Here is a 25,151-nt window from a genome sequence, read left to right as displayed (position 1 = left end):
CCGGCCGGCCGATGAACGAATCGAACACTTCCGCCTCGCCGGCGAGCGTGGTGCAGTACGAGGTTGTCGAGCAATCCGTTGCGGTGGTCCGGATGAACCGGCCCGAGTATCGCAATGCCCAGCACAGTGCGATGACATACGCGCTCGATGACGCCTTCTACCGTGCTGCCGATGACGATGCAATCAAGGTGATCGTGTTGGCCGGCAACGGAAAACACTTCTCCGCCGGGCACGACATCGGTACGCCTGATCGCGACATCGACCAGTCTTACCAGCGGCGGGCGTCGCTGTGGTGGGACCACACGGACAAGGCCGGCGCGGCGAGCCGGTACGCCCGTGAGTCCGAGGTGTATCTCGGCATGTGCCGGCGCTGGCGGGAGATTCCCAAGCCGACGATCGCGATGGTCCAGGGTGCCTGTGTCGCCGGTGCCCTGATGCTAGCGTGGTCGTGCGACCTCATCGTGGCCGCCGACGACGCCTTCTTCGCCGATCCGACCGTCCGCATGGGGATACCCGGAGTCGAATACTTTGCGCATCCTTGGCAATTGGGTCCCCGGTTCGCCAAGGAGTTCCTGTTTCTCGGGGAACGCATCGATGCATCAGAGGCCCAACGTCTGGGCATGGTGAATCGCGTGGTGCCCCGCGCTGATCTGGAACCGACGGTCCTGGACATGGCGAAACGGATCGCGAAGATGCCCGCTATGGGCCTCGCGTTGACCAAGCGGGCGGTCAATCAGTGCGAGGACCTGATGGGTGTCCGCGACGGGATGGATGCGGTGTTTGGCCTCCATCACCTGGCACACGCGCACAATGCCGAACTCGGTCTGGGGTCGCTTGCCGGCCATGATGCCCGCAGCATGCGCGATGTGGTCACGGGCCGTTAGCGGACGACCTCTCAATCACACTTGTCCCTTACAACTTTCAGCATTTCGGAGGTGGATGCAGTGCAACTGACAGTCGGCGCGCGGCTGCGTAGCGCAGTTGACGAGACGCAGGTGATCGTTGTTCGGGCACCGGCGGATCCGGTCGACCTCACCTGTGGTGGGCATCCGCTGCTGCCGATCGATGCCGAGGTGGAATCCGGGCCGGCCGTGACGGCCGGCCATGACGGCGGGACCGTGCTGGGCAAGCGATACGTCGATGCAGATTCGAGTCTTGAGCTGCTGTGCACCAAGGGCGGCGGGGCCGCCCTGTTCCTCGGCGACATCCCGCTGTCCATCAAGGCCGCCAAGGCTCTGCCCGCATCGGACTAGTGCCATGAACATTGCCATGATCGCCGAGATGGCGGCAGAAGCCGGCGGCGACCGGATCGCGCTCAGCGACACCTATGGCGCCCTCACCTATGACCAGCTGTGGGATCGGTCCCGCCGCGCCGCTGAGCAGCTGAACCGTCATCGCCAGGACAATGTCGTGATGATCGGGGTGAATTCCCGACTCTTCCCGATCGCGCTTTTCGGCGCCGCACTCGCCGACAAGCCCTTCGCGCCGCTCAACTACCGCTGGACCGACGATCAACTGGTAACCGCCGTGCGCCGACTCGGTTCGGCGGTGGTTATCGCCGATGACACCATGCTTGCGCGGTTGTCCCCGCTGGCCGGTGAGACCGGCGTGACGATCGTTGGCCGGGAGAAGTTTCTGGAGAGCGTCGAGGCGAATGAACCGGTCGCCATCACCGGTGCAGTGCCGCAGCGGCCCGCCGTCCAGTTGTTCACCAGCGGCACCTCGGGTGCTCCGAAAGTTGCTGTGCTGGAACATATGAACCTGTCCGCCTATATCTTCGGCACGGTCGAACTGATGGCCGCCGAGCCGGGCGACACCCAGCTGGTCAGCCTCCCGCCGTACCACGTGGGTGGTATTGCGAACCTGCTGAGCACGTTGTACAGCGGGCGGCGGATGGTGCAGCTGGACGCGTTCGATCCGGCTGGGTGGATCAGAGCGGTTCGCCAGCATGGCGTTACCCACGCTTCCGTGGTGCCCACTATGCTCGCCCGGATCCTCACCGTGCTGGCTGACGACCCGGCCGGCGGCTTCTCCAGCCTGCGGCATCTGTCCTACGGCGGCGGCCGCATGCCGTTACCGGTTCTCGAAGATGCGATGCGGCGTCTGCCGGATGTCGGGTTTGTCAATGGCTATGGACTCACCGAAACCAGCTCAACTATCACCGTTCTCGGTCCAGACGATCATCGCGCCGCGTCCTCGTCGGAAGATCCGCAGGTGCGGGCCCGGCTGGGTTCGGTCGGACGTGCTCTGCCGACCGTCGAACTGTCGGTCCGCGACGAGGCCGGGCAGATCGTCGGCGCCGGGGAGCTGGGCGAGCTGTGGGTTCGTGGTGAACAGGTTTCGGGCCGGTACGCCGGAGTCGACGCGGGGCCGAACGACGAGGGGTGGTTCCGAACCAAGGACGCCGCGCGTATCGATGATGACGGCTATGTGTTCATCGAAGGCCGCCTCGACGATGTGATCGTGCGCGGTGGAGAGAACATCTCGCCCGGTGAAGTGGAGGATGCGCTGATCAGCCACCCCGACGTCCTCGACGCCGGGGTGGTCGGACTGCCCGATGACGACTGGGGTGAGCAGATCGCCGCGGCCGTGGTCGCCGCACCGGGCCGCACACCCGATCTGGCCGCCCTGCAGGATTGGGTGCGGTCCCGGCTGCGCTCCAGCAAGGCACCATCGACGGTGGATGTCGTCGAGGCATTGCCGTACAACGACAATGGCAAGCTCATGCGCCGGACCTTGCGCGAACACCTCTCCGCTCGAACCGACCTATGAGTTGGCACTGTGGGAAGTGAACCGCGTGTCCTCAGAGTTCCAATGACTTGGCGATGATGGTCTTCATGATTTCACTTGAGCCGCCGTAGATTCGGCTCACCCGCGCATCGGCGTACATCTTCGCAATCGGGTATTCGAGCATATAACCGTAACCGCCGAACAACTGCAGGCAGCTGTCCACCGCCCGGGCCTGCATCTCCGAACTGAACAGCTTCACCCGGGCGGCATCCGCGCCGGACAGTTGCGCGGCGTCCAGTTCTGCCACCGCGCGCTGCAGCATCGAGTCGGCGGCCTCGATCTCGGCGGACACGCCGGCCAGCACAAACTTGGTGTTCTGGAACTGCGACAGTTGGCGACCGAATACCTGCCGTTGGCGGACATACTCGATGGTGTCGGCCAATGCGGTTTTTGCCATCGCCACCGAACCCGCGGCCACGCTGATCCGCTCCTGAGCCAGGTTGCTGGTCAGGTATTCGAATGCGCGTCCTTCCTCGCCCAACATGTCGTCGGCCCCGACGACGACGTCGGTGAAACTCAGCTCCGCGGTGTCGGCGTATTGCATCCCGAGCTTGTCGAGGTTGCGGGTCTTGACAAAGCCGGCGGTACCGTCCTGCACCACGAAGAGCGACAGGCCGCCCCGGCGATCATCCGGACGCGACGTCCGCGCAACGACGATGACCAGATCGGCGTTGATCCCACCGGTGATGAAGGTTTTCGCGCCGTTGATGACGAAGTTGTCACCGTCGCGCCGAGCGGTCGTCTTGATGCCACCGATGTCCGAACCTGTTTCCGGTTCCGACATCGCGATGGACGCCATGCTCTCACCGGTTCCCAGTCTGCGTAGCCAGCGATCCTTTTGGGCGGTGGTGGCGTAGCTGAGGAAGTAGGGGACGACGACGTCGATGTGCACCCGTACCGGCGACAGCGACAGGTGGGCGCCGATCAATTCTTCGGCCACCACGAGGTTGTAGGTGAAGCTGGTCTGGCCGCCACCGCCGTAGGACTCGGGGATCTGCAGGCCAAGGAGTCCGAGTTCGCCTGCCTTACGGTAGAACTCGGTGTCCACCCGGTGTTGCTGCTCCCACTTGGCTACATTCGGGATGGCCTCGCGCTGCAGGAAGGCGCGGACGGCGGTTCGCAGCTGTGCGTGGTCGGGACCGTAGAGCGTGTTTCGCATAGGAATGACCCAATCTGTGGTGGGGCGAAGTGTTCAGTAGCGAGCGTCGAGTACTGCCGAGGCGACGATGTCCTCGTGTGCGGCCGGGGTTCCCCATGCGGTGCCTAAGGTCCATACCCGCTTGATCCACATGTGCAGGTCGTGTTCCCACGTGTAACCGATCGCCCCGTGGCACTGCAGGGCGGTTCGGGCCGCGAGATCTGCTGCCCGAGTGGCATAGAGCTTGGCGAAGCTGATCGCCGGGCCGGGGTCGGCACCGCCGGCGGCGAGCACCCAGCCGGCGCGGTAGACCACCGGCCGGGCATGCTCGAGGCTGACCAGTGCGGTGGCCAGCAGATGCTTCACCGACTGTTGGGAGCCCACCGGAACCCCGAACTGGGTTCTTACCTTGACGTAGTCGCTGGCCATCGCGATCATCCGGTCGGCCAGGCCGATAAGCTGCGCGGCCGCGGCCAAGGTGGCGCGGCGCCGGAAAAGCCCGGCGTCGGCCCCGGGGAGATCCCGGGTCCGACGCGGTATCACACGGGCCGACGGGACCGACCGATCGACCGAGGACAGCTGACGCTCGACATCCAGGTCTGTGCGCGCAGTCAACCGGAGGCCGCCCCGGTCCGGATGAACGAGCAGATCCGCGGTGCTGATCCAGCGCACCCGATCGGAGGCGGCTTCCCGGACGGTGGTGATGGCTTCGCCGGTGATGGCCCGGGCCGCTTCGGGCGCTCCGGCGATTGCCAATGCGGGCACGGCCGCGGCGATGTGTTCGCCGACCGGGCCCGGAACGGCGAACCGTCCGCATTCTTCGAGCAGCAATACCAGTTCGATCTCCGAAGCTCCCATGCCGCCGGCCGTTTCGGGTGCGAGCAATCCGAGCAGCCCAACTGCTCCGAGTTGCTTCCACAACAGCCGGATGGGTTCGGGGCTGGGGGACCAGGCCGCGCGGACCACTGCAGGCGGGCATACCTGGACCAGAAGGTCACGAAGGCCGTCACGTAGCTCGATCTGATCGGCGGTGAACGCAAAGTGCATGGCTATTTCCTCGGCAGTCCGAGCAGTCGTTCAGCGATGATGTTGCGCTGAATCTGGTTGGTCCCCGCGTAGATCGGACCCGACAGGGCGAACTCGAAGCCGCTCATCCACTCGTCCTCGAGGTCGGCATCGGCGCCTCGCAAAGTGCGCGCCACCTGGTGCAACTCGATGTCGAGCTCCGACCAGAACACCTTGCTGAGGCTGGCTTCGGCCCCGATCGGGTCGCCGTCGAGTATCCGGGTGACCGTCCAGTCAGTGGCCAGCTTGTAGGCCTGAGCACCCATCCACGCCTCCGTCACCGCACTGCGGTATCGGGCGTCGTCGCGCAGGTCCGGTGCGGCACAGAGGCTGTCGACCAAACGGTCTGCAGTCGCCAGGAATCGCCCCGGGCTGCGCAGCGACAGACTGCGCTCGGACCCGGTGGTCGCCATTGCGACGTTCCATCCGTTACCCACGCCGCCGAGCACATCGGAATCGTGGACGAAAGCGCCGTCGAAGTAGACGTCGGCGAATCCGTTCTCGCCGTCAAACTTGGCCACCGGCTGGACCAACACCCCGGGTTGGTCCAGATCGATCAGGAAGTAGGTGAGGCCTCGGTGACGCTCGCCGGGCTCGCCGGTACGGAAGATGCCGAACATGTGTGTGCTGAACGCCGCCCGCGTCGTCCAGCATTTTTGCCCGGAAAGCCGCCATCCACCCGACTTTTCGTCCCGCACAGCCCTCGCGCGCAGCGATGCGAGGTCACTGCCGGACTCGGGCTCGGACCAACCCTGGCACCAGATGTCCTCAACGGCTGCCATCCGTCGCAGGATCCGCTCCTGCTGATCGTGGGTACCGAACTCCAGGACGGACGGCCCCAGCAGGAAGATGCCGTTCTGCCCGACCCGCTGTGGCAGGCCGGCCCGGTAGTACTCCTCCTCGAAGGCCAGCCAGTGCCACAGGTCGAGATCGCGGCCGCCAAATCGCTGCGGCCAGCCGACGACAGCCAGACCGGCGTCGAACAGCTTCTTCTCCCAGGCCACATGGGCAGGCATCCCGGCGCTTGAGTCACCGGAGGGCAGCGGCAGCGCCGGTTTGTTGTCGGACAGCCAGGCGCGCACCTCGGCGCGAAACGCCTCGACGGCCGGCATCGGTGTCAGATCCATTCCATCCCTCCGTAGTTCGCCTGAAGGCGGTCAGGCGGACAGCGCCTGTGAACCCGATGCGCAATTGCCCCGGAAGGGGTGGATCAGGTGTGTATCCAGGATTCCTAAAATACTCGAGATGTCAACTGCTTCGCGGCCGACGTGGTAGCCCATCCTTGTCGGCGCGGCTCTGAGGTGGGGCGGAGAGTGTGGGATCGCCCGCCGTTGACTTGGGCCCGCGACGCCCGATATGGTTTGAGAATCCTGGATACAAACATAGATGCGGCCCGCGAAGGCCGTCACGTAGGAGGCATGCATGGCGGAAGAGTTCGTTCCTCAGCTCCTGATCGACGGGCGCCTCGTGGGCGCGCGGTCGGGTAAGACTTTCGCGAACGTAGACCCCTACAACGAAACTGAGATCGGGCAGACCCCGGACGCCGGTATCGAGGATGTGGACGCCGCGGCCGGCGCGGCCCAGTGTGCCTTCGAAGACACCACGTGGTCCAAGGATCATGCTTTCCGATCGCGGTGTTTGGGGCAACTTCGTGAAGCGATGCAGCGCCACCTCGAAGAACTGCGTGAGATCCTCGTCGCCGAGGTTGGCTGCCCGATCTTCATGACCGATTACTTCCAGCTGAACGATCCGGTGGATGAGATCACCGACTGGATGGAGCTGGCCGAAAGCTATGCGTTCGAACGCAACCTGCCGCCGCATCCGGCGATGCTGTCACCGAACGAGCGGTTGCTGATCAAGGAACCCTGGGGGGTTACGGCGCTGATCACGCCGTACAACTATCCGATTCAGCAGCTCATCTACAAACTTGGGCCGGCCCTGGCTGCGGGCAACACCGCGATCATCAAGCCGTCCCCGTTGACCCCGTGGACCGCCAACTTCGTCGGCAAGCTGGTGGTCGAGGAAACCGACATTCCGCCCGGTGTCGTCAACGTCATCACCAGCTCGGAAGCCGACGTGAGCGAGGCGCTCGTCGCGCATCCGTGCGTCGAGATGATCAGTTTCACCGGCTCGACGGCGGTCGGGAAGCGAATCATGGCCACCGCCGCCGAGCGGGTGAAGAAGGTCGCCCTGGAACTCGGCGGTAAATCGGCCACCATCGCGCTCGACGATGCCGACATCGAAACGGTGGTCCGGTTTAATGTGCCCCGGATGGCCCGGCATTCGGGGCAGGGCTGCACGAATCTGACCCGCCTGCTGCTGCCCCGCGCGAAGTACGAGCCGGCCCTCGAACTCGCGGCGGAGGTTGCCGCGCAGGTCATTTGGGGCGATCCCCGTAACCCCGACACGCACATGGGCCCGCAGATCAGCCGGGCGAACCAGCAACGGGTGCTGCAGCACATCGAGAAGGCCCGTGCCGAAGGCGGCCGCATCGTGGCCGGCGGTGGTGTGCCTGAGTCGGCCGAGACCGGGTACTTCGTCGAGGCGACGGTGATCGCCGATGTGGACCCGGATTCCACGATCGCCCAAGAGGAAACGTTCGGACCGGTACTCGCGGTGATCCCCTACGACACCGAGGAAGAGGCCGTGGCGATCGCCAACAATTCGTTGTTCGGGCTGTCTGGCGCGGTCTATTCGGCGACCGATGAGCGCGCCCTTTCGGTAGCGAAGCGTGTTCGCACCGGGACCATGGATGTCAATGGAGCGACCTGGTTCGCACGTGACACCCCGTTCGGCGGGATGAAGCAGAGCGGTCTGGGCCGGGAGTGGGGCATGGCCGGTTTCGAGGAGTTCCTCGACACCCGGATCATCGGCTACCCGACGCCGAAGTCATGACGCCGCCGGCCGGGTCAACGAACCGCACAGAGAGACAGACCAATACATGAAGGTGTTCGAGGGTGTTCGCGTGGTCGAACTGGCCTCCTATCTGTTCGTGCCGGCGGCCGGAGCAATTCTGGCCGACTGGGGTGCGGACGTGGTCAAGATCGAGCATCCCGAGCGGCCGGACCCGCAGCGCAACTTCGTCATCGCCGGCATGAGCGTGGGCAATACCCCGTTCGAGCCGCTCATGCAGCAGACCAACCGCGGCAAGCGAAGCCTCGGCATCGATGTGAGCACCGCCGAGGGATATCACTTGCTCGGCCGGCTCATCGCCACCGCCGATGTCTTCCTGACCAACCTGCTGCCGGACAGCCGTCGTCGGCTCGGGCTTGAGGTTGACGATGTCCGGGCGATGAATCCGAACGTCGTCTATGTCCGAGGGAGTGGTTACGGCCCGGCCGGTGCGGATCGGAATATGCCGGGCTTCGACGGGACGACGTTCTGGGCGCGCGGTGGCGCGGCGGACAACCTGACCCCGGCGGGAGCAGCGGAGCCGACCCCCCCGCCGCCGGCGATGGGTGACCTACCCGGTTCGACGGCCGTGGCCGGAGCCATCGCGGCGGGGCTGTTCCATCGAGAGCGCAGCGGTGAGCCGCCCGTGGTCGACGTATCGCTGCTCGGGGTAGCAGTGTGGGGCAACTCGCCGGCGATCATCGCCTCTGCCCAACACGGCCGCCCGATTCGCAAGACGCTGCGCGAGGAGAACGTCAACCCGGCATCGCTGGCCTATCGCACCCGAGATGGCCGATTCGTCAAGCTCTCGCTGTTCCAGTCGGATCGATATTTCGGACAGCTCTGCGAGTGTCTAGGCGTGCCCGGCCTGGTGGCCGACCCACGGTTCGCCGACGCGGCATCGCGGGCGGTCCACAACCGGGAATGCATCGCCGAGCTCGACGAAGCCTTCGCCCAATTCGACCTCGTGGAAGTTGCCGAGCGGCTGGCTGACCTGGGCGGCCCATGGTCGATTGTGCAAACCGTCTACGAGGTGAGCCGCGATCCGCAAGTGCTGGCGAATCGGTATCTGGCCGGTCTCGACATCGACGGCCGCGAGATGATGGTCGCCGCCTCGCCCTGGCAGTTCGGTGAAACGCGTTACCCGCTGCGGCCCGCACCGGAACACGGCGCCGATACCGACGACATCCTGCTCGAGTTGGGACTCGGGCAGGACGAGATCATCGCGCACAAAGTGGCGGGCACGGTTCTGTAAATTGGAACCCGACGGCGCGTCGACTCCAGGTTGACGGTATTTCGGGACGGCACGTATCCTGGATACGTGCCGTCCGACGTGCGCCCCAAAGCTCGCAGTAGCAAACCGATGCCGAAATCCCGCGCCACCGGCGGCCGACTGGTGGACGGAATCACCGCAACGCTGCGCGAGATGATCCTCGACCACTCGATCGCGCCGGGGACGGTCTTGCTGCAGACCGAGTGGTCGGAGCGGCTTCAGGTCAGTCGCACTCCCCTTCGCGAGGCCTTTCGGATTCTCGAGCAGGAGGGGCTGGTCCGGGTTTCGAATGGCAACCGCACCATCGAAGTCGCCCAATTCACCAGCCGGGCCGACGAGCTACGCGGGCTCTACGAGGTCCGCGAGGTTCTCGACGGCCTGGCCGCCCGATTGCTGGCCACCCACGGTCTGGCCGACGAAACCGCCGGGGAGCTTGAAGCCCTCTTGGACGAAATGGACGCGGCCATGCAGCCATTCGACTCGGGGCGGTGGTTCTCGGCTCATATGGCCTTCCACGTCCGCATCGCCGAATCATGCGGCAACAGCCGGCTCCGTCAGCAGTTGGACGTCATCAAGATGACCAGCGTCTCATTGCACGCCTACCTCGGCGAGCTGTCGCCAACGGACGCCCGGCTGGTCGACGCCCTGACCACGGCGGGCAAGCAGCACCGGGCGATCCTCGACGCGGTACGCAGCGGCAACGGCGACCTCGCCGAGATGGCGGCCTGCCAGCACATCCGCACCGTACTGCACTCCGACCTGATCGAGGCGGCGGCCGGTCGTGGCGGTGCGTGAAAAACCTTGCACAGCAAGGGTTTGGATTACTTGTTGACCATCCCCGCGTCCACCGGCAGGGTGATGCCGGTGACGTAGCGGGCGTCATCGGAGACCAGCCAGGCAATCGCGTTGCTGACGTCGCGCGCTTCGATCAATGGGACCGGCATCGGATTGCCCAGACCGGCCGAAAGCGCGGGGTCGGCCGCCGCGGCGGACTCGTGGAAACCGGCCAGCATCGGGGTGTCGACCCCCGTGGGGTGCACGGTGTTGACCCGGATGCGTTGCGGTGCGAGGTAGTTGGCGTACATCCGCATCAGCCCGACGACGCCGTGCTTGGCGGCCGCGTACCCGAAGTTGCCGCCATTGGTTCCCGCGACCATACCTTTGAGCCCGTTCACCGAACTGGTGATGACGATCGACCCGCCGTCGCCTTGGCGCTGAAGAGTCGGCAATGCGGCCTGGATCGTGTTCCACACGCCGACCAGCATGACGTCGATGGCATCGCGGAACGCCTCGTCGTCGCGGCCCTCGCCCAGCCCCTGGAACATGATGCCCGCATTGGCCAGCACGATGTCCAGCCGACCGAGCATGCTAACCCCTTCGGCCACTGCGGACTTCAGCGCGGCTGCATCGCGGACATCGACCACGAACGACTCCATCCTTCGCCCGAGCTGCTTCACCAGGTCGACCGTCTCGGCGAGATCTGCAGCCGTGGCCATCGGGTAGGTCACGGTAGGAATCTGCCCGCAGACGTCGACACCGATGATGTCGGCGCCCTCCTCGGCCAGCCGAACTGCGTGTGCGCGACCCTGTCCGCGCGCGGCCCCGGTGATCAGGGCGACCTTGCCCTCAAGCTTGCCCATCAACTTCCTCGCTTTCGTGTGGTGATGGCGATGTTCGCGTCAGATCCGGATCAGGCTCCCACTGGGGGAGAGTCACGCCCGGTTCGATGTCCTCGAACCGCACGCGCATCGGCATGCCTTCGGATAGCTCTGCGGCACCGGGTATCTGGCCGATGAATCGGACCGAAGGATCCTCGTCCAGGGCGACCAGCACGATCGTGCTCGGTGCGGGGAATGCCTCATGGATCGTGTGCTGAAGGACGGTCCAGGAATAGACCGATCCTGTCGGCCGCACCTCGCGCCAGCCGACATCCCAGGACCCGCACTCATGGCAGTAGGACTTCGGCAGGTGAATCTTGACGCCGCAGGTGTTGCAGGTGCGGACCACAAGCCGATGTTCGGTGGCCGCCTGCCAGAATCCCGCGGTCTCCTCGTCGTCGACGACGGGAAGCGGACGCGAGGCAGAGGTGGACATCAACCGGCCCTCAGGATCATCGCGCTGGTCATCGTCGGTGCCCCCGAGCTGACCAGACAGGTCTGCGCATCTGGCACCTGCGATGTCGACTGACCGCGCATCTGCCGCACTCCTTCCAGGATGTGGTTCATGCCGTGGATGTAGGCCTCCGACAGATTCCCACCCGCGGTGTTGATCGGAAGGCTGCCGGCCAGATCGATGGCACCGCTGGACGCAAACGCACCGCCTTCGCCCGTCGCGCAGAAGCCGTAGTCCTCGAGCTGTAGCAGCACCGTGATGGTGAAGCAGTCGTAGAGTTGGGCGACATCGATATCGGCCGGGCCTAGCCCGGCGCGCCGGTAGAGCTCCTGGCCCACCGACCGCGACGGGTTGGTCAGCAGGTCGGGGCGCATCAGTGCGGGAAACACCTTGCCGCCCTGCATGTCCGGCACCGTTCCCTGGGATACCGCACGCACCAGTACTGTGGGTTGGGGCGAATCGGCGGCCCGCTCGGCCGCGGTGAGCACCACCGCGCATGCGCCGTCGGATTCCAGACAGAAGTCGAACAACCGGAGCGGGTCGGCGATCATCCGCGACTGGTAGTAGTCGGCAACAGACATGGTGCGGCCGGCCATCATCGCGCGTGGGTTCGCGTTCGCGCGGCGCCGCACCGTCATTGCGATATCGGCGAGGTCGTCGGTGGTCGATCCGTATTCGAGCATGTGACGACGCGCATATAGGGCATAGAGCTGCCCCGGTGCCATCAGGCCATACGGCAGGAAGAACTCATCGAGCGTGCCACCGCCACCGACCCGACGGGCACCCTCGGCCTGTTGCATCGCAGTGCCCTTGCCGAAACGTAGGCCGGAACGGCCATTCAGTGCGCGGTAGACCAGCACATTGTGCGCCTGACCAGACATGATCGCGGCCACCGCCTGCCCCACCATGCCGCACGGGGACGCGCCACCGGTACCGGTCACACCCCAGAACGTCAGCCGGCTCAACCCCAGCCAGTGGCCGATATCGCTGTGGTGCACCGTGTCGTAGTCCGAACGGACGACGCCATCGATATCTGCCGGAGTCAGGCCGGCGTCAGCTATCGCGGCAAGACTGGCTTCGGCGGCCAGCGCGGCCACGCTGCGGCCCGACCGCGCCGAGAACTCGGTGGCGCCGATGCCGGTGATCGCGCACCGGTCCCGGTGGCTGTAGTCGATGTTGTTCACCAAGGGCTCGCTCGAACCTGCCTGGCTTCAGTCCAATTCATCGGCACGCACGATGGTGGCATTGCCCTCGTACTCCTTGGATTCCCGCCACCTGGTGAGAAGCTGCTGGTACTCGAAGGTGCCGCCGCCATAGGCATCCACCCAGATCGGCCGGCCGTTCACGAAATTATTGGTGGTGGCATCGAAGTCGCCCTCATTGTTGAAGTAGCCGGGCGTACAAGCCTGGACCGCCTCCGCGTTGAAAACCAGACCCACCTTCTCGTCCATGGCGTCGCACCATTGCTGGACCGCGGCCTCAGAGATGTCGAATTTCACCACACCGTCGGAGCGCAGCTGCGCGATGCTGTCGGCGATGTGTCGGGCCTGATAGGTAAACGCATAGGTGTTGTTCACCGTGACCGCGGTCTGACGGAGTCCGCCGACCACGAACATGTTCGGGAATCCGTGGGTTTGGATGCCGTGTACCGTCCGGACCCGGTCCTGCCAGGCTTCGGCCAAGGTCCGACCGCTGCACCCAACCACATCGAAGCCGCCCGATCGGTCCGGCGTCACCGCGGCTTCGAAACCAGTGGCATAGATGATCACGTCGACTTCGTGCTCGATGCCGTCGATGACGATCCCCTTCTCGGTGATCGCGTCGGGTCCTCTGCCATCGGTGTCCAGGAGATGGACGTTCGGTCGGTTGAAAGACTGCAGGTACTCGTCATTGAAACCCGGTCGCTTGCAATGCGTTGCGTACCAAGGCTTCAACGCTTCGGCCAGGGCACGGTCCTGCACCACCTCGTCGACCCGGGCCCGGGCCCGCTCCATCTGCTCGATGTCATACTCCTCGACCGTGCGCAGATAGGCGTCCATGTCGGGTTCGGAGCCGTCCTCTGGGAGCTGCAGCGCCGGTATACCCCAGACTTTGGTCCATTCGTCGTCGACGATCTTCTCTTCAACCGGTACGCCCAGCATCTGGGCTTCGAAATTGGCCCAACGCTTCTCCTGCCAACCCGGTTCCTGGCTGGTCAACCACTCCTCGTCGGTGGGGGCGTTGTTGCGCGGCAACACGATCGTCGGCGTGCGCTGCACCATGTAGGTTTCTTTGGCGCTCCTGGCCACGTGCGGAAAGGCTTGCAGTGCGGTCGGTCCGGTGCCGATGATCGCAACCCGCTTGTCCTTGAGCTTGTCCAGGTTGCCACGTGAGTCACCGCCGGTGACATCGAAATCCCATCGACTCGAGTGGAACCAGTCACCCCGGAATGTTTCGAGTCCTGGAATGCCCGGAAGTTTCGGCCGGTGCAGGATGCCGCCGGTCGCCAGAACGACATAGCGAGAGCGGATCTCGTCGCCACGGTCGGTGGTCACCGTCCAGCGCAACGCGGTGTCGTCCCAGGCTGCGCCGGTGACGCGGGCCTGGAATACCGCACTCTGGTAGAGGTCGTACTGCTTGGCGATTGCCTTGGCGTAGTCGAAGATCTCGTCGCCGGGGGAGTACCGCATGGTCGGCACATAGCCGGTTTCTTCGAGCAGCGGCAGGTAGAGGTACGAGTCGGTGTCGCAGGCGATGCCCGGATACCGGTTCCAATACCAGGTGCCGCCGTAGTCTGCCGCCTTGTCGATGACCGTGACGTCCTCGACACCGGCTTTCATCAGGTGAACTGCCGTCAGCAGGCCGGCGAAGCCGCCGCCGATGATCGCAACCTCGGTTTCCTTCTTGATCGGCTCTCTCGGCAGGGTTTTCGCGAAGGGGTCTGCCTCGATGTCGGAGCCGATATCGATGGGGACGTACTGCCGCGAGCCGCGGGCCCGGATCCGTTTGTTGCGTTCCTCGGCGTACTTTCGTGCCAACTGCTCGGCATCAGCCATTACGGGATTGCCTCCTGCGAATTCGTTACGGGGGTCAGAATCGCCGCTACTTGAGGGCGATGGGATTGACGGGTGAGCCGACTGCGCCGGTCACTCGTAGTGGCGGCGCGACCAATTGGAACTCGTAAACGCCGTCGGCGGCGCAGTCGGCCGCCAGATCGTCGAGGAACCAGAACTCGCCGAGCATCATGCCCATATCCCGCAGCGTCAGCAGGTGCAGCGGGTTGAACATGCCCTCCACGCCGGACTCCAAGCTTTCGACCTGGACGTTGTCGGCGGCCACGGCGGCGATGTCGTGATCGTGCAGCCAGGACGCGACCGTCCAGGAGAGCCCGGAGGACGGCTCCAACGGGTTACCGGTCTGTCGAAACTTGGCGATCCAGCCGGTGCGGACCGCGACGACGTCCCCGCGCTGCACGGTCATGCCCTGTGCGGCGGCGGCGGCGTCGAGTTCTTCGGGGGTGATGTCGTTTCCGGGTTCGAGAAAGTCGACCCCGCGGTGCTTGACCATGTCGATCAACACACCGCGCGTCGTTATCCCCTTCACGTCGACCTTGTCGATCGAGCAGTGGAAGGCACCGGCGCTGGTGACCGAGGAGGCCGGGAAGCCGTTGTAGAGCCGGCCGTCGTAATACACGTGCGACAACGCATCCCACTGCGTCGAGGCCTGCAGCGGCATGATGATCATGTCGTCGTTGAACCGGAACGGGCTGGCTTCGAAAAACCCGCTGATCTGTTGCGCTGTCCCGTTGGCGGGCCACCGGCTGCCGTATTTGGCCCACTCGGTCTCGTCGCCGCCGTCAACGGTCATCAGATGCATCGGCTTGCTGCGGAAATCCAGGCTGCCCTGCGGACTCGAGGTACCGAACTCGATACCGAGCGGAAAGACCTTGCCCTTCTTCACCAGCGTCGCAGCCTGCTGCACCTTGTCATCGTCGATGAAGTTGAGGGTGCCGAGCTCGTCGGCGTTACCCCAGCGACCCCAGTTCCGTACCTCGGCGGCGACTCGATGAAACTCGCTCAAACTGTCCACTGTGACTCAATCTTCTCGATCGTGAAGGGACGGCGATCGCTCGATGGCGATCCGTGCCGGTGGCTTACGGCAGTATTGCATCCAGGATCCCAAACAACAAGGCTATGTGCTGATTCGCTGTTTTACACTGGTGTCACCAGCGCCAACGCTCTCGCCGACCGCGGGACCGGCGCCCGTCAGGAGGAATGATGACCGCCGATCCATCAACTCGCATGGAATTGCTCAGAAGGACGCCACGGCTGGTCGACGAAGTGGTCAATCGTCTCCGGGAGAGCATCGTCGACGGCACGTTGCCGGCCGGCACGCCACTTCCCCAGGTCGCCCTGGCGGCGCAGCTGGGCGTGAGCCGCACACCGCTGCGCGAGGCGTTGCGGGTGCTGGACAGCGAAGGCCTGGTCCACAGTTCGGATGGCAACCGCACGGTAGAGGTGGTCGAGATCGGTCCGGACGACCTGCGCGAGATGTATGAGTTGCGCGAGGTCATCGATGGTCTTGCGGCCAGATTGGCCGCCCGCAAGGGTTTGACGGCGCAGGATGAACAGCGGGCCCGGCACCTGCTCGACGAAATGGCCGGCTCATCCGATCCTTACGACCCGGTGCGTCGCAACCGTGCGCACGCCGAGTTCCACGAGTTGTTCGCCTTGGCGTCGGGTAACGCCAAGGTGCAGTCCTTCGCGTCACTGATCCGGACGAGTTCGGCCATGCTGTACCTGCCGCTGGTGCGGGATGTCGCCGCCAAGAACCTGGCGGCCGCGAATCCGGACAAGACGTACAAGAAGTTCCTCGACGATGCGCAGGCGCAGCATCGCGACATCTTCGAGGCCGTGGTGGAGCGCAAGCCTGCTGTCGCCGAAGAGGAAGCCCGCCGGCACATTCAGCGCACGCTGCGCTTCACCCGCTATTTCGGCTGACCGGCTCGTTTCGCGCCGGAATCGTTGACGGCGGTTCATCGGGTCCGGTAGCCTCGGCATTTCCTGTATCCAGGATTCTGCAACGGTTCGGTATCGGCGACCGGCCACCACCATCGGCCGAGACGAACCGGAGCACCAAAGAGCCGGAAAACAAAGGACATCAACTGATGAAGGTTCGAATCGATGAGAACCGCTGTCAGGGACATGGGCGCTGCTATTCCATCGAGCCCGAAATATTCGAGCCCATGGACGATGACGGCCATGCGGCCTTTCTCCTCCACGAGCAGCTCGCGGATGACGCGGATCTGCTGGCCAAGGTGATTGAGGCCAGTGCCAACTGCCCGGAACATGCAATCACGATCGACGAGAGTGGGAGTGCGCAGAGATGACCGAGCTGACCGAAGCGGCTGTATGCCCTATGGGCTACTCAGATTTCGACCACATGACGGCGGATCCCAACGGGGAGAACCCATACCCGGTCTACCGTCAGCTTCGATCCGGTTGCCCGGTAGGACGCAGTGAGGAGTACGGCGGGTTCTGGGTTGTCACCGGTTACCCGGAGTGTTACGAGGTACTCCACAACCCGGAGATTTACTCCTCTCGGAGCATCACGTTTCCGGCGTTCCCACAGGATGCGCCGATGATCCCGATCGAGCTGGATCCACCAGACCACGCGCTGTACCGGTCGCTGCTAGCCCCGGCGTTCTCCCCGCGCCGAACCCGCGAGATGTGGGAGGACCCTATCCGCGAGGTGGTCAATGAACTCATCGACGGGTTCATCGACAGCGGCCGGTGTGACGCGTACAAGACGCTGGCCGAGCCGGTCCCGTGCTACATGGGCACGACATTGCTCGGTCTCCCGGACAAAGATGCGCCCCGCCTGTTGGAATGGGTGTCGGCAATAGTCGATAACTCGCCGTCGGATCCCGAAGCACCCAGACGCGCGATGGAGAGCCAGTACGAGTACTTCTCGGCCAAGCTCGACGAGCGTCGCGCAGACCCGTCCGGCGATGACGTTCTCTCCAGACTGATCCGCGCGGAGGTCGACGGTAAGCGCCTGACCCAGGAGGAGTTGCTGGGATTCTGCCTGCTCCTGCTGTTGGCGAGTATCGACACCACGCAGAAGGCCATCGGCTCGATGATGTGGCACCTGGCCAAGCATGCAGACCTGCGCCATCAACTGGCCGCCGACCCGTCGAAGATCCCCACCGCGGTCGACGAGATGTTGCGGTTCTGGTCCCCATCGCAACCGAGCCGGGTGGTGGTCCGCGACACCGAGCTGGGCGGACACCAGTTGAAGGCCGGCGACATCGTGTTGATGATGATCGGCGCGGCTGATCGCGACGAGCGTGAGTTCCCGGATGCGGAGACCTTCGTGCCTGATCGCAGCCCCAACCGTCATCTCACCTTCGGCGGACATATCCACAAGTGCATCGGCGCGCATATCGCCAGACTCGAGATGCGCATCCTGCTTGAGGAATTCCTGCGCCGCATCCCCGACTTCGAAATCGAGGACGATTCGAAAGTGCGGTGGAACCCCGGTCAGGTGCAGGGCTACAGCTCGGTCCCGATCACGTTCAAGGCCGGATCAGCGCAGTGACCAGACTCGAGTCCAAGGTCGCCGTGGTGACGGGCGCCGGCCGAGGGCTGGGCGCCGCCGTCTGTCAATGGATGGCCAAGGAGGGCGCAACCGTCGTCGCGGCTGACATCGATTCGGTCCATGGTCAACGATGTGCCGACGACCTCGGCGAGCGGACGTCCTTCATCGAACTCGACGTGACCAGCGAGCAATCCTGGGACAGCGCGGTTTCGGCGATCATGGAAAAGTTCGGGCGAATCGACGTGCTGGTGAACAATGCCGGGCTGGTCTGGATCGCACCATTGGTAGATACCTCATTGGCGGACTACCACCGGCTCGTCGCAGTGAATCAGACCGGTCCGTATCTCGGTATGCGTGCCGTACTGCCGGTGATGACGAAGGCCGGACGCGGTTCCATCGTGAATGTTTCGTCGATGAACGGCATCCGGGGGATGCCCGGGGAGTCGATCTACAGTGCCACCAAACACGCTGTCATCGGTATGACTCGCTCGGTCGCCCTGGAAGTGGCCGAGCTGGGAATCCGGGTCAACGCGGTCTGCCCAGGTGCCATGGACACGCCGATGCTCGAAGAAGTCGATCTCGGTGCGGGCGACGGCAAGAGCACCGCAGAGGCGTTGGCACCGCTGGTTCCGTTCAAGCGAGTGGCCTCGGCGGCCGAGGTCGCCGAAGTGGTGGGCTTCCTCGCGTCCGACGCGTCTTCGTACTGCAGTGGAGCGGAATTTGTCGCTGACGGCGCCTGGACCTCGGGCTTGTCGTTCTCCTGACCGGCGGCGGCCGTGTCGAGCGATCCCCATCCCGATGAACAATCGGGATCTCGCACGGCCGCCCCACAGGTTCGCCGGCGCGTCGGCCAAACCTATTGTCGGGGTGGATAATTAACCGCTTGGTGTCCGCGTTTGGTTGCTCGTTTGCGTCGCGGCAAACCGAGCTAGAATCGGAATATGAAGTGCCGCTTACTATTAGCGTCTTTCTGCCGGGCGTTCGGTGCAGTCGACATTTTAGCCATAATCTAGAATTAGCCCGACTTGTCGCCTAAGATCACCTGCATGCAGCGGGCAAAGACGCTACTCGCCTTGATGATTGGGTCTACCGCACTCGGTGCTGTTGCGCCGGCGCCCTTGGCGCACGCTGTGCCGGCACCCGAGGTGGAGTACACATACAACGTCATGGTGCGTCGGCACTACGCCTTCCCGAACAATGATGCGATCGGCTATGGTCACCAGATCTGCCACAAGGTGAGCACTGGGACCAGTTATCCGCAGGTCATGGGTGAGGTGAAGAAAGAGGTCGCGCCGAACGACGAGGCGTCGGCCAATTACCTGGTCTCGTACGCGGTCGGCATTCTCTGCCCGGCCCAGATCTGGCAGCTGCGTAACTCTGCTGCCCAGTACCAGCCCCCGGCGGGGTAAAGCCAAACGGCCGTGCTTCTGCGGCCGTTTCCGCTTCGTCGCCAACGGTATTCGCCCTTATTGCCGAACCCGAGTTCCGCCAAGCGGGCTCTCGCTGGGTGGAGCGAATTCGCGTGCCCGTCGCCGCGGGCAGTCAATGGCCATCACGTAAATGTGGAACCCCTTGAAGTCCAGGCAACTTGAGCTCGGCGCCCCGGGCGCTCGCGGTTGTCGGGGCCGCCCCACGCCGGCGAGGTGAAGAACGCGTGGAAGTCTTTGAGTAAGTGCCGCAACGGGTTCTGTGACGGCGCAATCCTCACGGGCTGCCGCTCGCCGGGAGTTCTTGGCCAGAATGCGGGGATTGACGGCACCATCGCCGCGTTGTAGGTTGAGCCAACTGCTGTATCCAGGATTCGATATCGCGAACATAGTTCGCTGCGAAGGAGAGGCCTTGCTGGCATGGCAGCACTGATAGAAGTCCCAAAAAGCCGCTCAACGGCGGCAATCGGGGTGGCCGCCAAGCCGGTACGCGAGGTCGGCAACTTCTTCGCCGTTTCGCTGGACATCTTGGTGCAGATGTTCCGACAGCCGTTCGCCTGGCGCGAGTTCGTCGACCAGACCCTCTTTGTGGCCCGGGTCGCGATTCTCCCGGCCATCCTGTTGTCGATCCCGTTCAACGCATTCGCGGTTTTCCAACTGAACGCGCTACTCGTCGAGCTGGGCGCGGCGGACCTCGGCGGTGCGACGGCCGGCGTCGCCTGCGTAACCCAGATCGCGCCGATGGTGACGGTGTTGGTGGTGGCGGGCGCCGGAGGCACAGCCATGTGTGCGGACCTGGGTGCCCGAACGATTCGCGAAGAGATCGACGCCCTGCGGGTCATGGGCATGGATCCGGTCCGCAGCCTGCTGGTTCCGCGGGTGGCCGCACTGACCGTCAATGCGTTACTGCTCAACTCCATCACAACGGCCACCGGCCTGGCCGCCGATTACGCCTTCACCGTCTACCTGCAGAACGTCACCCCCGGTGCCTTCGCCTCCAGCCTGACCCTGCTGGTCGGACTTCGCGAATCGGTGATCGCGATCATCAAGGCTGTCCTCTTCGGCATCGCCGCGGGACTGATTGCCTGCTACAAGGGCATCACGGTGGGTGGCGGACCCCAGGGCGTCGGAAACGCCGTCAATGAAACGGTGGTCTTCTCGTTCATGACGCTGTTCGCCATCAATATCGTGTTGACGGCGATGAATGCGCAGATGGCATCATGAGCGCCCCCACTCACGACCCATTCTCGCGAATCACCCATGTTGCCAAGGATTTCGGCGACAAATGGAACCGCGCCGGCACCCAAGCGGCGTTCTATGCGAAGTCGATCGGGCTGATCCCGAATGCGCTGGTCCGCTACAAGGTCGAGACCCTGCGGGTGATGGCCCAGACCAGCCTGGGTGTCGGCGCCCTGGCGGCAATCGGCGGAACCGTCGTTGTCGTCACGTTCTTGCTGATATCCCTGGGCGCCCTCAACGGGCTGGAGGCGCACCGGTCGTTGAGTCATGTCGGGGCGGACGCCGTGGGCGGCTTCTTTTCGGCATACGTCACCACCCGGGTGTCCGCGCCGCTGATCGTCAACATCGCGTTGGCCGCGACCATCGGAGCCGGGGCCACCGCCCAACTCGGGGCGATGCGGATCAACGAAGAGATCGATGCGCTCGAAGTGATGAGCATCAACGCGATGTCGTATCTGGTGTCCACCCGGGTGGTCTCCGGTGTACTCGTCACCATCCCCCTGTTCTGTCTGTCCGCCGAGGCGGCATACCTCACCACTCGCTTCGTGTACACCTTCGTCTTCGGGCAGTCGGCCGGCATCTACGACCACTACTTCAACACCTACCTCAAACCCCTCGACTTGATCTGGGCCCTGGTCCAGGCCGTCGGGACCGCGGTCGTGGTGATGTTGTTGCACACCTATTACGGATTTACCGCCAAGGGCGGACCGGCCGGTGTCGGTGAGGCGGTCGGTCGCGCGGTGCGGGCGTCGCTGATCGTTTCGGTGGCCACCACCTTGATGATCGGCATGGCCGTGTACGGAAATACCGGCGACTTCAACCTATCGGGATAGCGATGACGAAATCGAAGTGGCGAGTGGCCGGTCTGCATCCGGCGATCTGGATGGCCATCGAAGTGGCAGTGATCATCGGGCTGGTGGTGATCACGGTCGGCATGTTCAACCGAGATTTCCGGCCCTACGCCAAGGTGACGTTGACGACCGACCGCGCAGGCCTGGTGATGGAGACCGACGCCAAGGTGAAGATGCGCGGGGTTCAGATCGGTCGGGTGTCGTCGATCCAGTTGGACAACCCGGTGCGGCTCGAGCTCGAGCTCTATCCCGAACAGCTGAAGTACATTCCGGCCAACGTCGAAGCTCAGATCGCGGCACCGACCGCGTTCGGCGCCAAGTTCGTCGAGTTGCTGCCGCCGCAGGATCCCAGTCCGAAGCGGCTTGCCGCTGGAGCCGTGGTGCAGTCGCGGAACGTCAGCATCGAAGTGAACACGGTCTTCCAGAACCTGGTCGACGTGCTCAACCAGGTGGACACAGCGAAACTCAACGCGGTGTTGTCGGCCCTGGCCGAGGGATTCCAGGGCAAGGGCGAGGGGCTCGGGGGCATGATCACCGACCTCACTGAGGTGCTGACAACCATCAATCCGCGCAGCGAGACCATGCGGGAAAACTATCGCTCGCTGAAAGCTGTTGCCGATACCTATGGGACCGCCGCGCCCGACATTCTGACGACCGTGGATGCGGTGAGCACCACAAGTGCCACCATCACCAACTCCGCCGAAGCGCTGGACTCATTGCTGCTCAACCTGATCGGGCTCTCCCGCACTGGTATCGACGTGATCGGCCGCAGCAAGGACGACTTGGTGAACGGCGTCAACACCCTGGAGCCGACCGTGCGGCTGTTGAGGAAGTACGATCCCGAACTCACCTGCACCCTGGTCGGCGCCAAGAAGGCCATGGACATGGGCTGGGGCGAGGTAGCCGGCGGCCACAACGGGAAGTCGATCATCCTGGATGTCGCCCTGCTACCCGGCGATGACGCCTACCGGTACCCCGACAATCTTCCGATCAACGGTGCCAAGGGCGGCCCCGGTGGTGAGCCCAGTTGTGGTTCGCTGCCCGATGTTTCGAAGAACTGGCCGCAGCGGTACCTGGTCACCGACACCGGTTGGGGCACCGGACTGGACGTCCGGCCAAACCCTGGTATCGGTTTCCCGGGATGGGCCAACTACTTCCCGGTGACCCGCGCGGTCCCGGAGCCGCCCAGCATCCGCAGTCCGGGTGGCCCGGCACCAGGCCCGATTCCATACCCCGGCGCGCCACCGTACGGTGCGGCGCTGTACGGACCCGATGGCACACCGCTGTACCCGGGCCTACCACCTGCGCCCGAACCCGGCCGCCCCCGCGATCCAGGTCCGCCGCCGCAGGGAGCGGAGCCGTTCCAGCCGGCCCATCCAGGAGCACAACCGACGCCCTTGCCGCCGATCCCGGCACCGGTCCCCTGACAACGGAACAGGCACACGAATATGCAAAAAGGTCTGCTTTCAAAGATTGTGCGGCTTTCCGTCTACGCGACGGTCTGTACGGCGTTGACGTTTGCGCTCATTGCGGTGCTGGCTCAATTGCGATTTCAGCCGCAGTCCAGCTATTCGGCCGTTTTCGCCAACGTGTCGGGACTGCGGCCCGGCAACTTCGTTCGGGTGGCCGGCGTCGAGGTCGGCAAGGTCGAGCGAATCACGGTCCAGCGGGACTCGACGGTTCTCGTCGAGTTCGGGGCGAAGGATTCGATCACCCTGACCGATGGCAGCCGGGCCGCGGTGCGATTCAGCGACCTGATCGGCGGCAGATTCCTGGCGCTCGAACAGGGTGCGAGCGGAGGCAAGAAACTCGATCGCGGGACCACCATCCCGTTGAGCCGTACCGAGCCGGCCCTGGATCTCGAGGCCCTGGTGGGTGGCTTCCGTCCGCTATTCCGTGCGCTCGAACCCGAGCAGGTGAATGCCTTGACCGAGCAACTGATTGCTGCCTTCCAGGGCCAGGGCGTGACCGTGAGCTCCATCCTCACCCAGACCGCAGCACTGACCAACACGCTGGCCGATCGCGACCATCTGATCGGCCAGGTCATCACGAGCTTAAATACGGTGCTGGCTTCACTCGGTGACCAGACCGGGCAGTTCGCCAAGGCGGTGGATTCGGTGTCTGAACTGGCCGCCGGTTTGGCAGCCCGCAAGCAGGACATCAGCAACGGGATCGCCTACGCGAATGCCGCGGCCGCGTCGATCGCCGATCTGCTGAGCCAGGCCCGCGCGCCGATCAAGACGGTGGTGCAGGAGGCGGATCGGACCGCGGGGACGGTGCTGGTGGATCACGAGTATGTCGACGAGCTGCTCAGGACCCTGCCGGACGCTTACCAAAAACTCGACCGACTGGCGCTTTACGGCGACTTTTTCAGCTTCTACATGTGCGACGTGGTGCTGAAGCTCAACGGCAAGGGCGGCCAACCGACCTACGTCAAGGTGGCGGGCCAGGATTCCGGGAGGTGCACTCCGAAATGAAGAATTTCACCGAACGCAACCCCTACAAGGTCTGCGCCATCGGCGTCAGCATCACCCTGGCCGCGGTGCTGGTCGCGCTGAATTACGAGAAGCTGCCGTTCGTCAACGACGGGCGGGACTATGCGGCCTACTTCACCGAGGCGGGCGGGCTGACGTCCGGCAGCACCGTCGCGGTCTCCGGTTATGACGTCGGGAAGGTGTCCAGCGTCGAACTCGACGGACCGGGCGTACTGGTGAAATTCCGGGTCACCGGCGTGCACCTGGGGGAGCGGACCGAGGCGTCGATCCGGCTGGAGGGCTTGCTGGGCACCAGACACCTCGAGCTCACCTCATACGGGGATGGCGAACTGGACCAGCCGATCCCGCTGGACCGGACCACACCGCCATACGAGCTGCCCGAGGCGCTGGGCGATCTCACCAAAACCATCAGTGGCTTGGACACCGATCAATTGTCGGATTCGCTTGCCGTCCTGTCGGAAACATTCTCCGATACCGCGCCGGCCTTGAAGGAAGCTGTCAACGGCGTGGCCCGGGTGTCCGAAACACTGGAGAAGCGCGATGATCAGCTGCGGAACCTGCTGAAGAACGCCAACAAGGCAACGACGGTGCTGGCCGACCGCAGCGACAAAGTGGTCTCGCTGGTACGCGACACCAATGCGTTGCTGGCCGAACTGCAATCCCAGAGCAGCGCGCTGGACCACATATCGACCAACCTGTCGGCGCTGGCTCGCGAGTTGAAAGGCGTTGTCGCCGACAACAATCAATCGCTAAAGCCGATGTTGGACAAGCTCAACGGCGTGCTGACCATCGTCGACAATCGCAAGGACGATGTGCTGGTGGCGCTGAAGAAACTCAACTCCTACGCACTCGGGCTGGGCGAAGCGGTGGCCTCGGGCCCGTTCTTCAAGGCCTATGTGGTCAACCTGCTACCCGGGCAGTTCGTGCAGCCCTTCGTCGACGCGGCATTTTCCGACCTCGGGCTGGACCCGAATGTACTGGCGCCCACGGAGCGCGCCGATCCGCAGACCGGCCAACCGGCGACACCGCCCCTTCCGGTTCCGTACCCACGAACCGGACAAGGTGGCGAGCCGCATCTGAACCTTCCCGATGCGATCACCGGCAAGCCGGGCGATCCGCGCTATCCGTACCGCGAGCCCCTGCCCGCGCCGCCGCCCGGCGGACCCCCGCCGGGACCGCCTGCGCTACCCGCCAACAGCGCACCGCAGGCCGCCGACGGCCAGGCCGGGTCCGGTGATCGTCCGCAACCAGCGCCAGGAGGTGAGCAGTGAAATTCCTCAAATCCCGATA

Annotated in this window: 24 protein-coding genes; 16 read left to right on the top strand and 8 right to left on the bottom strand. The window is 64.3% G+C overall.

All coding sequences use genetic code 11. The annotated features are described in order from the left end of the window. The first annotated feature begins 11 nt into the window (after window positions 1-11). Genes AC4ELH_RS11475 through AC4ELH_RS11465 form a run of 3 tightly spaced genes read left to right on the top strand, consistent with a single transcriptional unit; the run spans window position 12 to window position 2,772 of the window. Window positions 12-884, top strand: coding sequence for an enoyl-CoA hydratase (locus AC4ELH_RS11475; protein ID WP_418009102.1), 873 nt, complete (start codon window positions 12-14; stop codon window positions 882-884). Window positions 885-944: 60 nt separating this feature from the next. Continuing rightward, window positions 945-1,253, top strand: a complete 309-nt coding sequence (locus AC4ELH_RS11470; RefSeq protein ID WP_418009101.1) for a hypothetical protein — start codon at window positions 945-947, stop codon at window positions 1,251-1,253. 4 nt (window positions 1,254-1,257) lie between these two features. Continuing rightward, entirely contained in the window at window positions 1,258-2,772 is a 1,515-nt protein-coding gene (locus AC4ELH_RS11465; RefSeq protein WP_418009100.1) for a class I adenylate-forming enzyme family protein, read from the top strand. Window positions 2,773-2,803: 31 nt separating this feature from the next. Here the strand turns inward: AC4ELH_RS11465 and AC4ELH_RS11460 are convergent, their stop codons facing one another. From AC4ELH_RS11460 to AC4ELH_RS11450, 3 genes are read right to left on the bottom strand one after another with little or no spacing between them, the layout of a single operon-like run. Beyond that, window positions 2,804-3,949, bottom strand: a complete 1,146-nt coding sequence (locus AC4ELH_RS11460) for an acyl-CoA dehydrogenase family protein (protein ID WP_448448073.1) — start codon at window positions 3,947-3,949, stop codon at window positions 2,804-2,806. A gap of 33 nt (window positions 3,950-3,982) precedes the next feature. After that, the gene (locus AC4ELH_RS11455) at window positions 3,983-4,975 is read right to left on the bottom strand and encodes an acyl-CoA dehydrogenase family protein (RefSeq protein WP_418025741.1); all 993 of its coding nucleotides are present in this window, start codon (window positions 4,973-4,975) and stop codon (window positions 3,983-3,985) included. A gap of 2 nt (window positions 4,976-4,977) precedes the next feature. After that, window positions 4,978-6,120 carry an acyl-CoA dehydrogenase family protein gene (locus tag AC4ELH_RS11450; RefSeq protein WP_448448075.1) on the bottom strand — a complete coding sequence of 381 codons (1,143 nt, stop codon included), beginning with the start codon at window positions 6,118-6,120 and terminating at the stop codon, window positions 4,978-4,980. Between the two features lie 295 nt (window positions 6,121-6,415). On the opposite strand from AC4ELH_RS11450, the gene AC4ELH_RS11445 reads away from it, so the two are divergent. The 3 genes from AC4ELH_RS11445 (at window position 6,416) to AC4ELH_RS11435 (ending at window position 9,953) form a co-directional block, all read left to right on the top strand. Further along, window positions 6,416-7,888, top strand: a complete 1,473-nt coding sequence (locus tag AC4ELH_RS11445) for an aldehyde dehydrogenase family protein (protein WP_418009096.1) — start codon at window positions 6,416-6,418, stop codon at window positions 7,886-7,888. A gap of 46 nt (window positions 7,889-7,934) precedes the next feature. Further along, window positions 7,935-9,140 (top strand): CaiB/BaiF CoA transferase family protein, encoded by a 1,206-nt coding sequence (locus AC4ELH_RS11440; RefSeq protein ID WP_418009095.1) that lies wholly within the window; start codon window positions 7,935-7,937, stop codon window positions 9,138-9,140. A gap of 66 nt (window positions 9,141-9,206) precedes the next feature. Continuing rightward, the gene (locus AC4ELH_RS11435) at window positions 9,207-9,953 is read left to right on the top strand and encodes a GntR family transcriptional regulator (protein WP_418009094.1); all 747 of its coding nucleotides are present in this window, start codon (window positions 9,207-9,209) and stop codon (window positions 9,951-9,953) included. Between the two features lie 26 nt (window positions 9,954-9,979). Here AC4ELH_RS11435 and AC4ELH_RS11430 read toward each other — a convergent pair whose 3' ends face one another. Genes AC4ELH_RS11430 through AC4ELH_RS11410 form a run of 5 tightly spaced genes read right to left on the bottom strand, consistent with a single transcriptional unit; the run spans window position 9,980 to window position 15,338 of the window. Beyond that, entirely contained in the window at window positions 9,980-10,798 is an 819-nt protein-coding gene (locus AC4ELH_RS11430) for a mycofactocin-coupled SDR family oxidoreductase (RefSeq protein ID WP_171512265.1), read from the bottom strand. After that, entirely contained in the window at window positions 10,785-11,252 is a 468-nt protein-coding gene (locus AC4ELH_RS11425; protein WP_171512264.1) for an OB-fold domain-containing protein, read from the bottom strand. The genes AC4ELH_RS11430 and AC4ELH_RS11425 overlap by 14 nt, the downstream gene beginning before the upstream one ends. Then, a complete protein-coding gene (locus AC4ELH_RS11420; RefSeq protein ID WP_448401065.1) occupies window positions 11,252-12,454 on the bottom strand; it encodes a thiolase C-terminal domain-containing protein in 1,203 nt (400 codons plus the stop codon). The genes AC4ELH_RS11425 and AC4ELH_RS11420 overlap by 1 nt, the downstream gene beginning before the upstream one ends. Window positions 12,455-12,481: 27 nt before the next feature. Continuing rightward, on the bottom strand, window positions 12,482-14,305 hold the full coding sequence (locus AC4ELH_RS11415) for a flavin-containing monooxygenase (RefSeq protein WP_448401067.1): 1,824 nt from the start codon (window positions 14,303-14,305) through the stop codon (window positions 12,482-12,484). A 46-nt stretch (window positions 14,306-14,351) separates the two neighbouring features. Beyond that, window positions 14,352-15,338, bottom strand: coding sequence for a cyclase family protein (locus AC4ELH_RS11410; RefSeq protein ID WP_448401069.1), 987 nt, complete (start codon window positions 15,336-15,338; stop codon window positions 14,352-14,354). A 188-nt stretch (window positions 15,339-15,526) separates the two neighbouring features. Between AC4ELH_RS11410 and AC4ELH_RS11405 the strand changes: the two genes are divergently transcribed. The 10 genes from AC4ELH_RS11405 to AC4ELH_RS11360 all read left to right on the top strand — a co-directional run bounded on the left by AC4ELH_RS11405 (window position 15,527) and on the right by AC4ELH_RS11360 (window position 25,132). Next, window positions 15,527-16,249: a GntR family transcriptional regulator gene (locus tag AC4ELH_RS11405; RefSeq protein WP_171512261.1), complete on the top strand. Its 723-nt coding sequence runs from the start codon at window positions 15,527-15,529 to the stop codon at window positions 16,247-16,249. Window positions 16,250-16,416: 167 nt separating this feature from the next. Continuing rightward, the gene (locus AC4ELH_RS11400) at window positions 16,417-16,638 is read left to right on the top strand and encodes a ferredoxin (protein ID WP_171512260.1); all 222 of its coding nucleotides are present in this window, start codon (window positions 16,417-16,419) and stop codon (window positions 16,636-16,638) included. Continuing rightward, complete coding sequence (locus AC4ELH_RS11395) at window positions 16,635-17,849, top strand: cytochrome P450 (protein WP_448401071.1); 1,215 nt, start codon at window positions 16,635-16,637, stop codon at window positions 17,847-17,849. The genes AC4ELH_RS11400 and AC4ELH_RS11395 overlap by 4 nt, the downstream gene beginning before the upstream one ends. Further along, window positions 17,846-18,613, top strand: a complete 768-nt coding sequence (locus AC4ELH_RS11390) for a glucose 1-dehydrogenase (RefSeq protein WP_171512258.1) — start codon at window positions 17,846-17,848, stop codon at window positions 18,611-18,613. The genes AC4ELH_RS11395 and AC4ELH_RS11390 overlap by 4 nt, the downstream gene beginning before the upstream one ends. A 282-nt stretch (window positions 18,614-18,895) precedes the next feature. Then, on the top strand, window positions 18,896-19,258 hold the full coding sequence (locus tag AC4ELH_RS11385; RefSeq protein ID WP_171512257.1) for a DUF732 domain-containing protein: 363 nt from the start codon (window positions 18,896-18,898) through the stop codon (window positions 19,256-19,258). 438 nt (window positions 19,259-19,696) lie between these two features. After that, on the top strand, window positions 19,697-20,500 hold the full coding sequence (locus AC4ELH_RS11380) for an MlaE family ABC transporter permease (protein WP_065072675.1): 804 nt from the start codon (window positions 19,697-19,699) through the stop codon (window positions 20,498-20,500). Beyond that, window positions 20,497-21,348 (top strand): ABC transporter permease, encoded by an 852-nt coding sequence (locus AC4ELH_RS11375; RefSeq protein ID WP_065072676.1) that lies wholly within the window; start codon window positions 20,497-20,499, stop codon window positions 21,346-21,348. Before AC4ELH_RS11380 ends, AC4ELH_RS11375 begins: the two co-directional genes overlap by 4 nt. A gap of 2 nt (window positions 21,349-21,350) precedes the next feature. Next, window positions 21,351-22,793: an MCE family protein gene (locus AC4ELH_RS11370; RefSeq protein ID WP_498884522.1), complete on the top strand. Its 1,443-nt coding sequence runs from the start codon at window positions 21,351-21,353 to the stop codon at window positions 22,791-22,793. Between the two features lie 21 nt (window positions 22,794-22,814). Continuing rightward, the gene (locus AC4ELH_RS11365; protein ID WP_448401076.1) at window positions 22,815-23,843 is read left to right on the top strand and encodes an MCE family protein; all 1,029 of its coding nucleotides are present in this window, start codon (window positions 22,815-22,817) and stop codon (window positions 23,841-23,843) included. Then, window positions 23,840-25,132, top strand: coding sequence for an MCE family protein (locus tag AC4ELH_RS11360; RefSeq protein ID WP_171512254.1), 1,293 nt, complete (start codon window positions 23,840-23,842; stop codon window positions 25,130-25,132). Before AC4ELH_RS11365 ends, AC4ELH_RS11360 begins: the two co-directional genes overlap by 4 nt. Window positions 25,133-25,151: the final 19 nt, after the last annotated feature.

The organism is Mycobacterium shunyiense (genome assembly GCF_058270075.1).
This window is presented reverse-complemented; position numbering and strand designations above follow the sequence as displayed.

Bases quoted from the DNA above. Each gene is read 5' to 3' on its own strand.
- AC4ELH_RS11475 (WP_418009102.1), top strand. From the start codon at position 12: ATGAACGAATCGAACACTTCCGCCTCGCCGGCGAGCGTGGTGCAGTAC.
- AC4ELH_RS11465 (WP_418009100.1), top strand. From the start codon at position 1,258: ATGAACATTGCCATGATCGCCGAGATGGCGGCAGAAGCCGGCGGCGAC.
- AC4ELH_RS11460 (WP_448448073.1), bottom strand. From the start codon at position 3,949: ATGCGAAACACGCTCTACGGTCCCGACCACGCACAGCTGCGAACCGCC.
- AC4ELH_RS11455 (WP_418025741.1), bottom strand. From the start codon at position 4,975: ATGCACTTTGCGTTCACCGCCGATCAGATCGAGCTACGTGACGGCCTT.
- AC4ELH_RS11450 (WP_448448075.1), bottom strand. From the start codon at position 6,120: ATGGATCTGACACCGATGCCGGCCGTCGAGGCGTTTCGCGCCGAGGTG.
- AC4ELH_RS11445 (WP_418009096.1), top strand. From the start codon at position 6,416: ATGGCGGAAGAGTTCGTTCCTCAGCTCCTGATCGACGGGCGCCTCGTG.
- AC4ELH_RS11440 (WP_418009095.1), top strand. From the start codon at position 7,935: ATGAAGGTGTTCGAGGGTGTTCGCGTGGTCGAACTGGCCTCCTATCTG.
- AC4ELH_RS11430 (WP_171512265.1), bottom strand. From the start codon at position 10,798: ATGGGCAAGCTTGAGGGCAAGGTCGCCCTGATCACCGGGGCCGCGCGC.
- AC4ELH_RS11425 (WP_171512264.1), bottom strand. From the start codon at position 11,252: ATGTCCACCTCTGCCTCGCGTCCGCTTCCCGTCGTCGACGACGAGGAG.
- AC4ELH_RS11415 (WP_448401067.1), bottom strand. From the start codon at position 14,305: ATGGCTGATGCCGAGCAGTTGGCACGAAAGTACGCCGAGGAACGCAAC.
- AC4ELH_RS11405 (WP_171512261.1), top strand. From the start codon at position 15,527: ATGACCGCCGATCCATCAACTCGCATGGAATTGCTCAGAAGGACGCCA.
- AC4ELH_RS11400 (WP_171512260.1), top strand. From the start codon at position 16,417: ATGAAGGTTCGAATCGATGAGAACCGCTGTCAGGGACATGGGCGCTGC.
- AC4ELH_RS11395 (WP_448401071.1), top strand. From the start codon at position 16,635: ATGACCGAGCTGACCGAAGCGGCTGTATGCCCTATGGGCTACTCAGAT.
- AC4ELH_RS11385 (WP_171512257.1), top strand. From the start codon at position 18,896: ATGCAGCGGGCAAAGACGCTACTCGCCTTGATGATTGGGTCTACCGCA.
- AC4ELH_RS11380 (WP_065072675.1), top strand. From the start codon at position 19,697: ATGGCAGCACTGATAGAAGTCCCAAAAAGCCGCTCAACGGCGGCAATC.
- AC4ELH_RS11375 (WP_065072676.1), top strand. From the start codon at position 20,497: ATGAGCGCCCCCACTCACGACCCATTCTCGCGAATCACCCATGTTGCC.
- AC4ELH_RS11370 (WP_498884522.1), top strand. From the start codon at position 21,351: ATGACGAAATCGAAGTGGCGAGTGGCCGGTCTGCATCCGGCGATCTGG.
- AC4ELH_RS11365 (WP_448401076.1), top strand. From the start codon at position 22,815: ATGCAAAAAGGTCTGCTTTCAAAGATTGTGCGGCTTTCCGTCTACGCG.
- AC4ELH_RS11360 (WP_171512254.1), top strand. From the start codon at position 23,840: ATGAAGAATTTCACCGAACGCAACCCCTACAAGGTCTGCGCCATCGGC.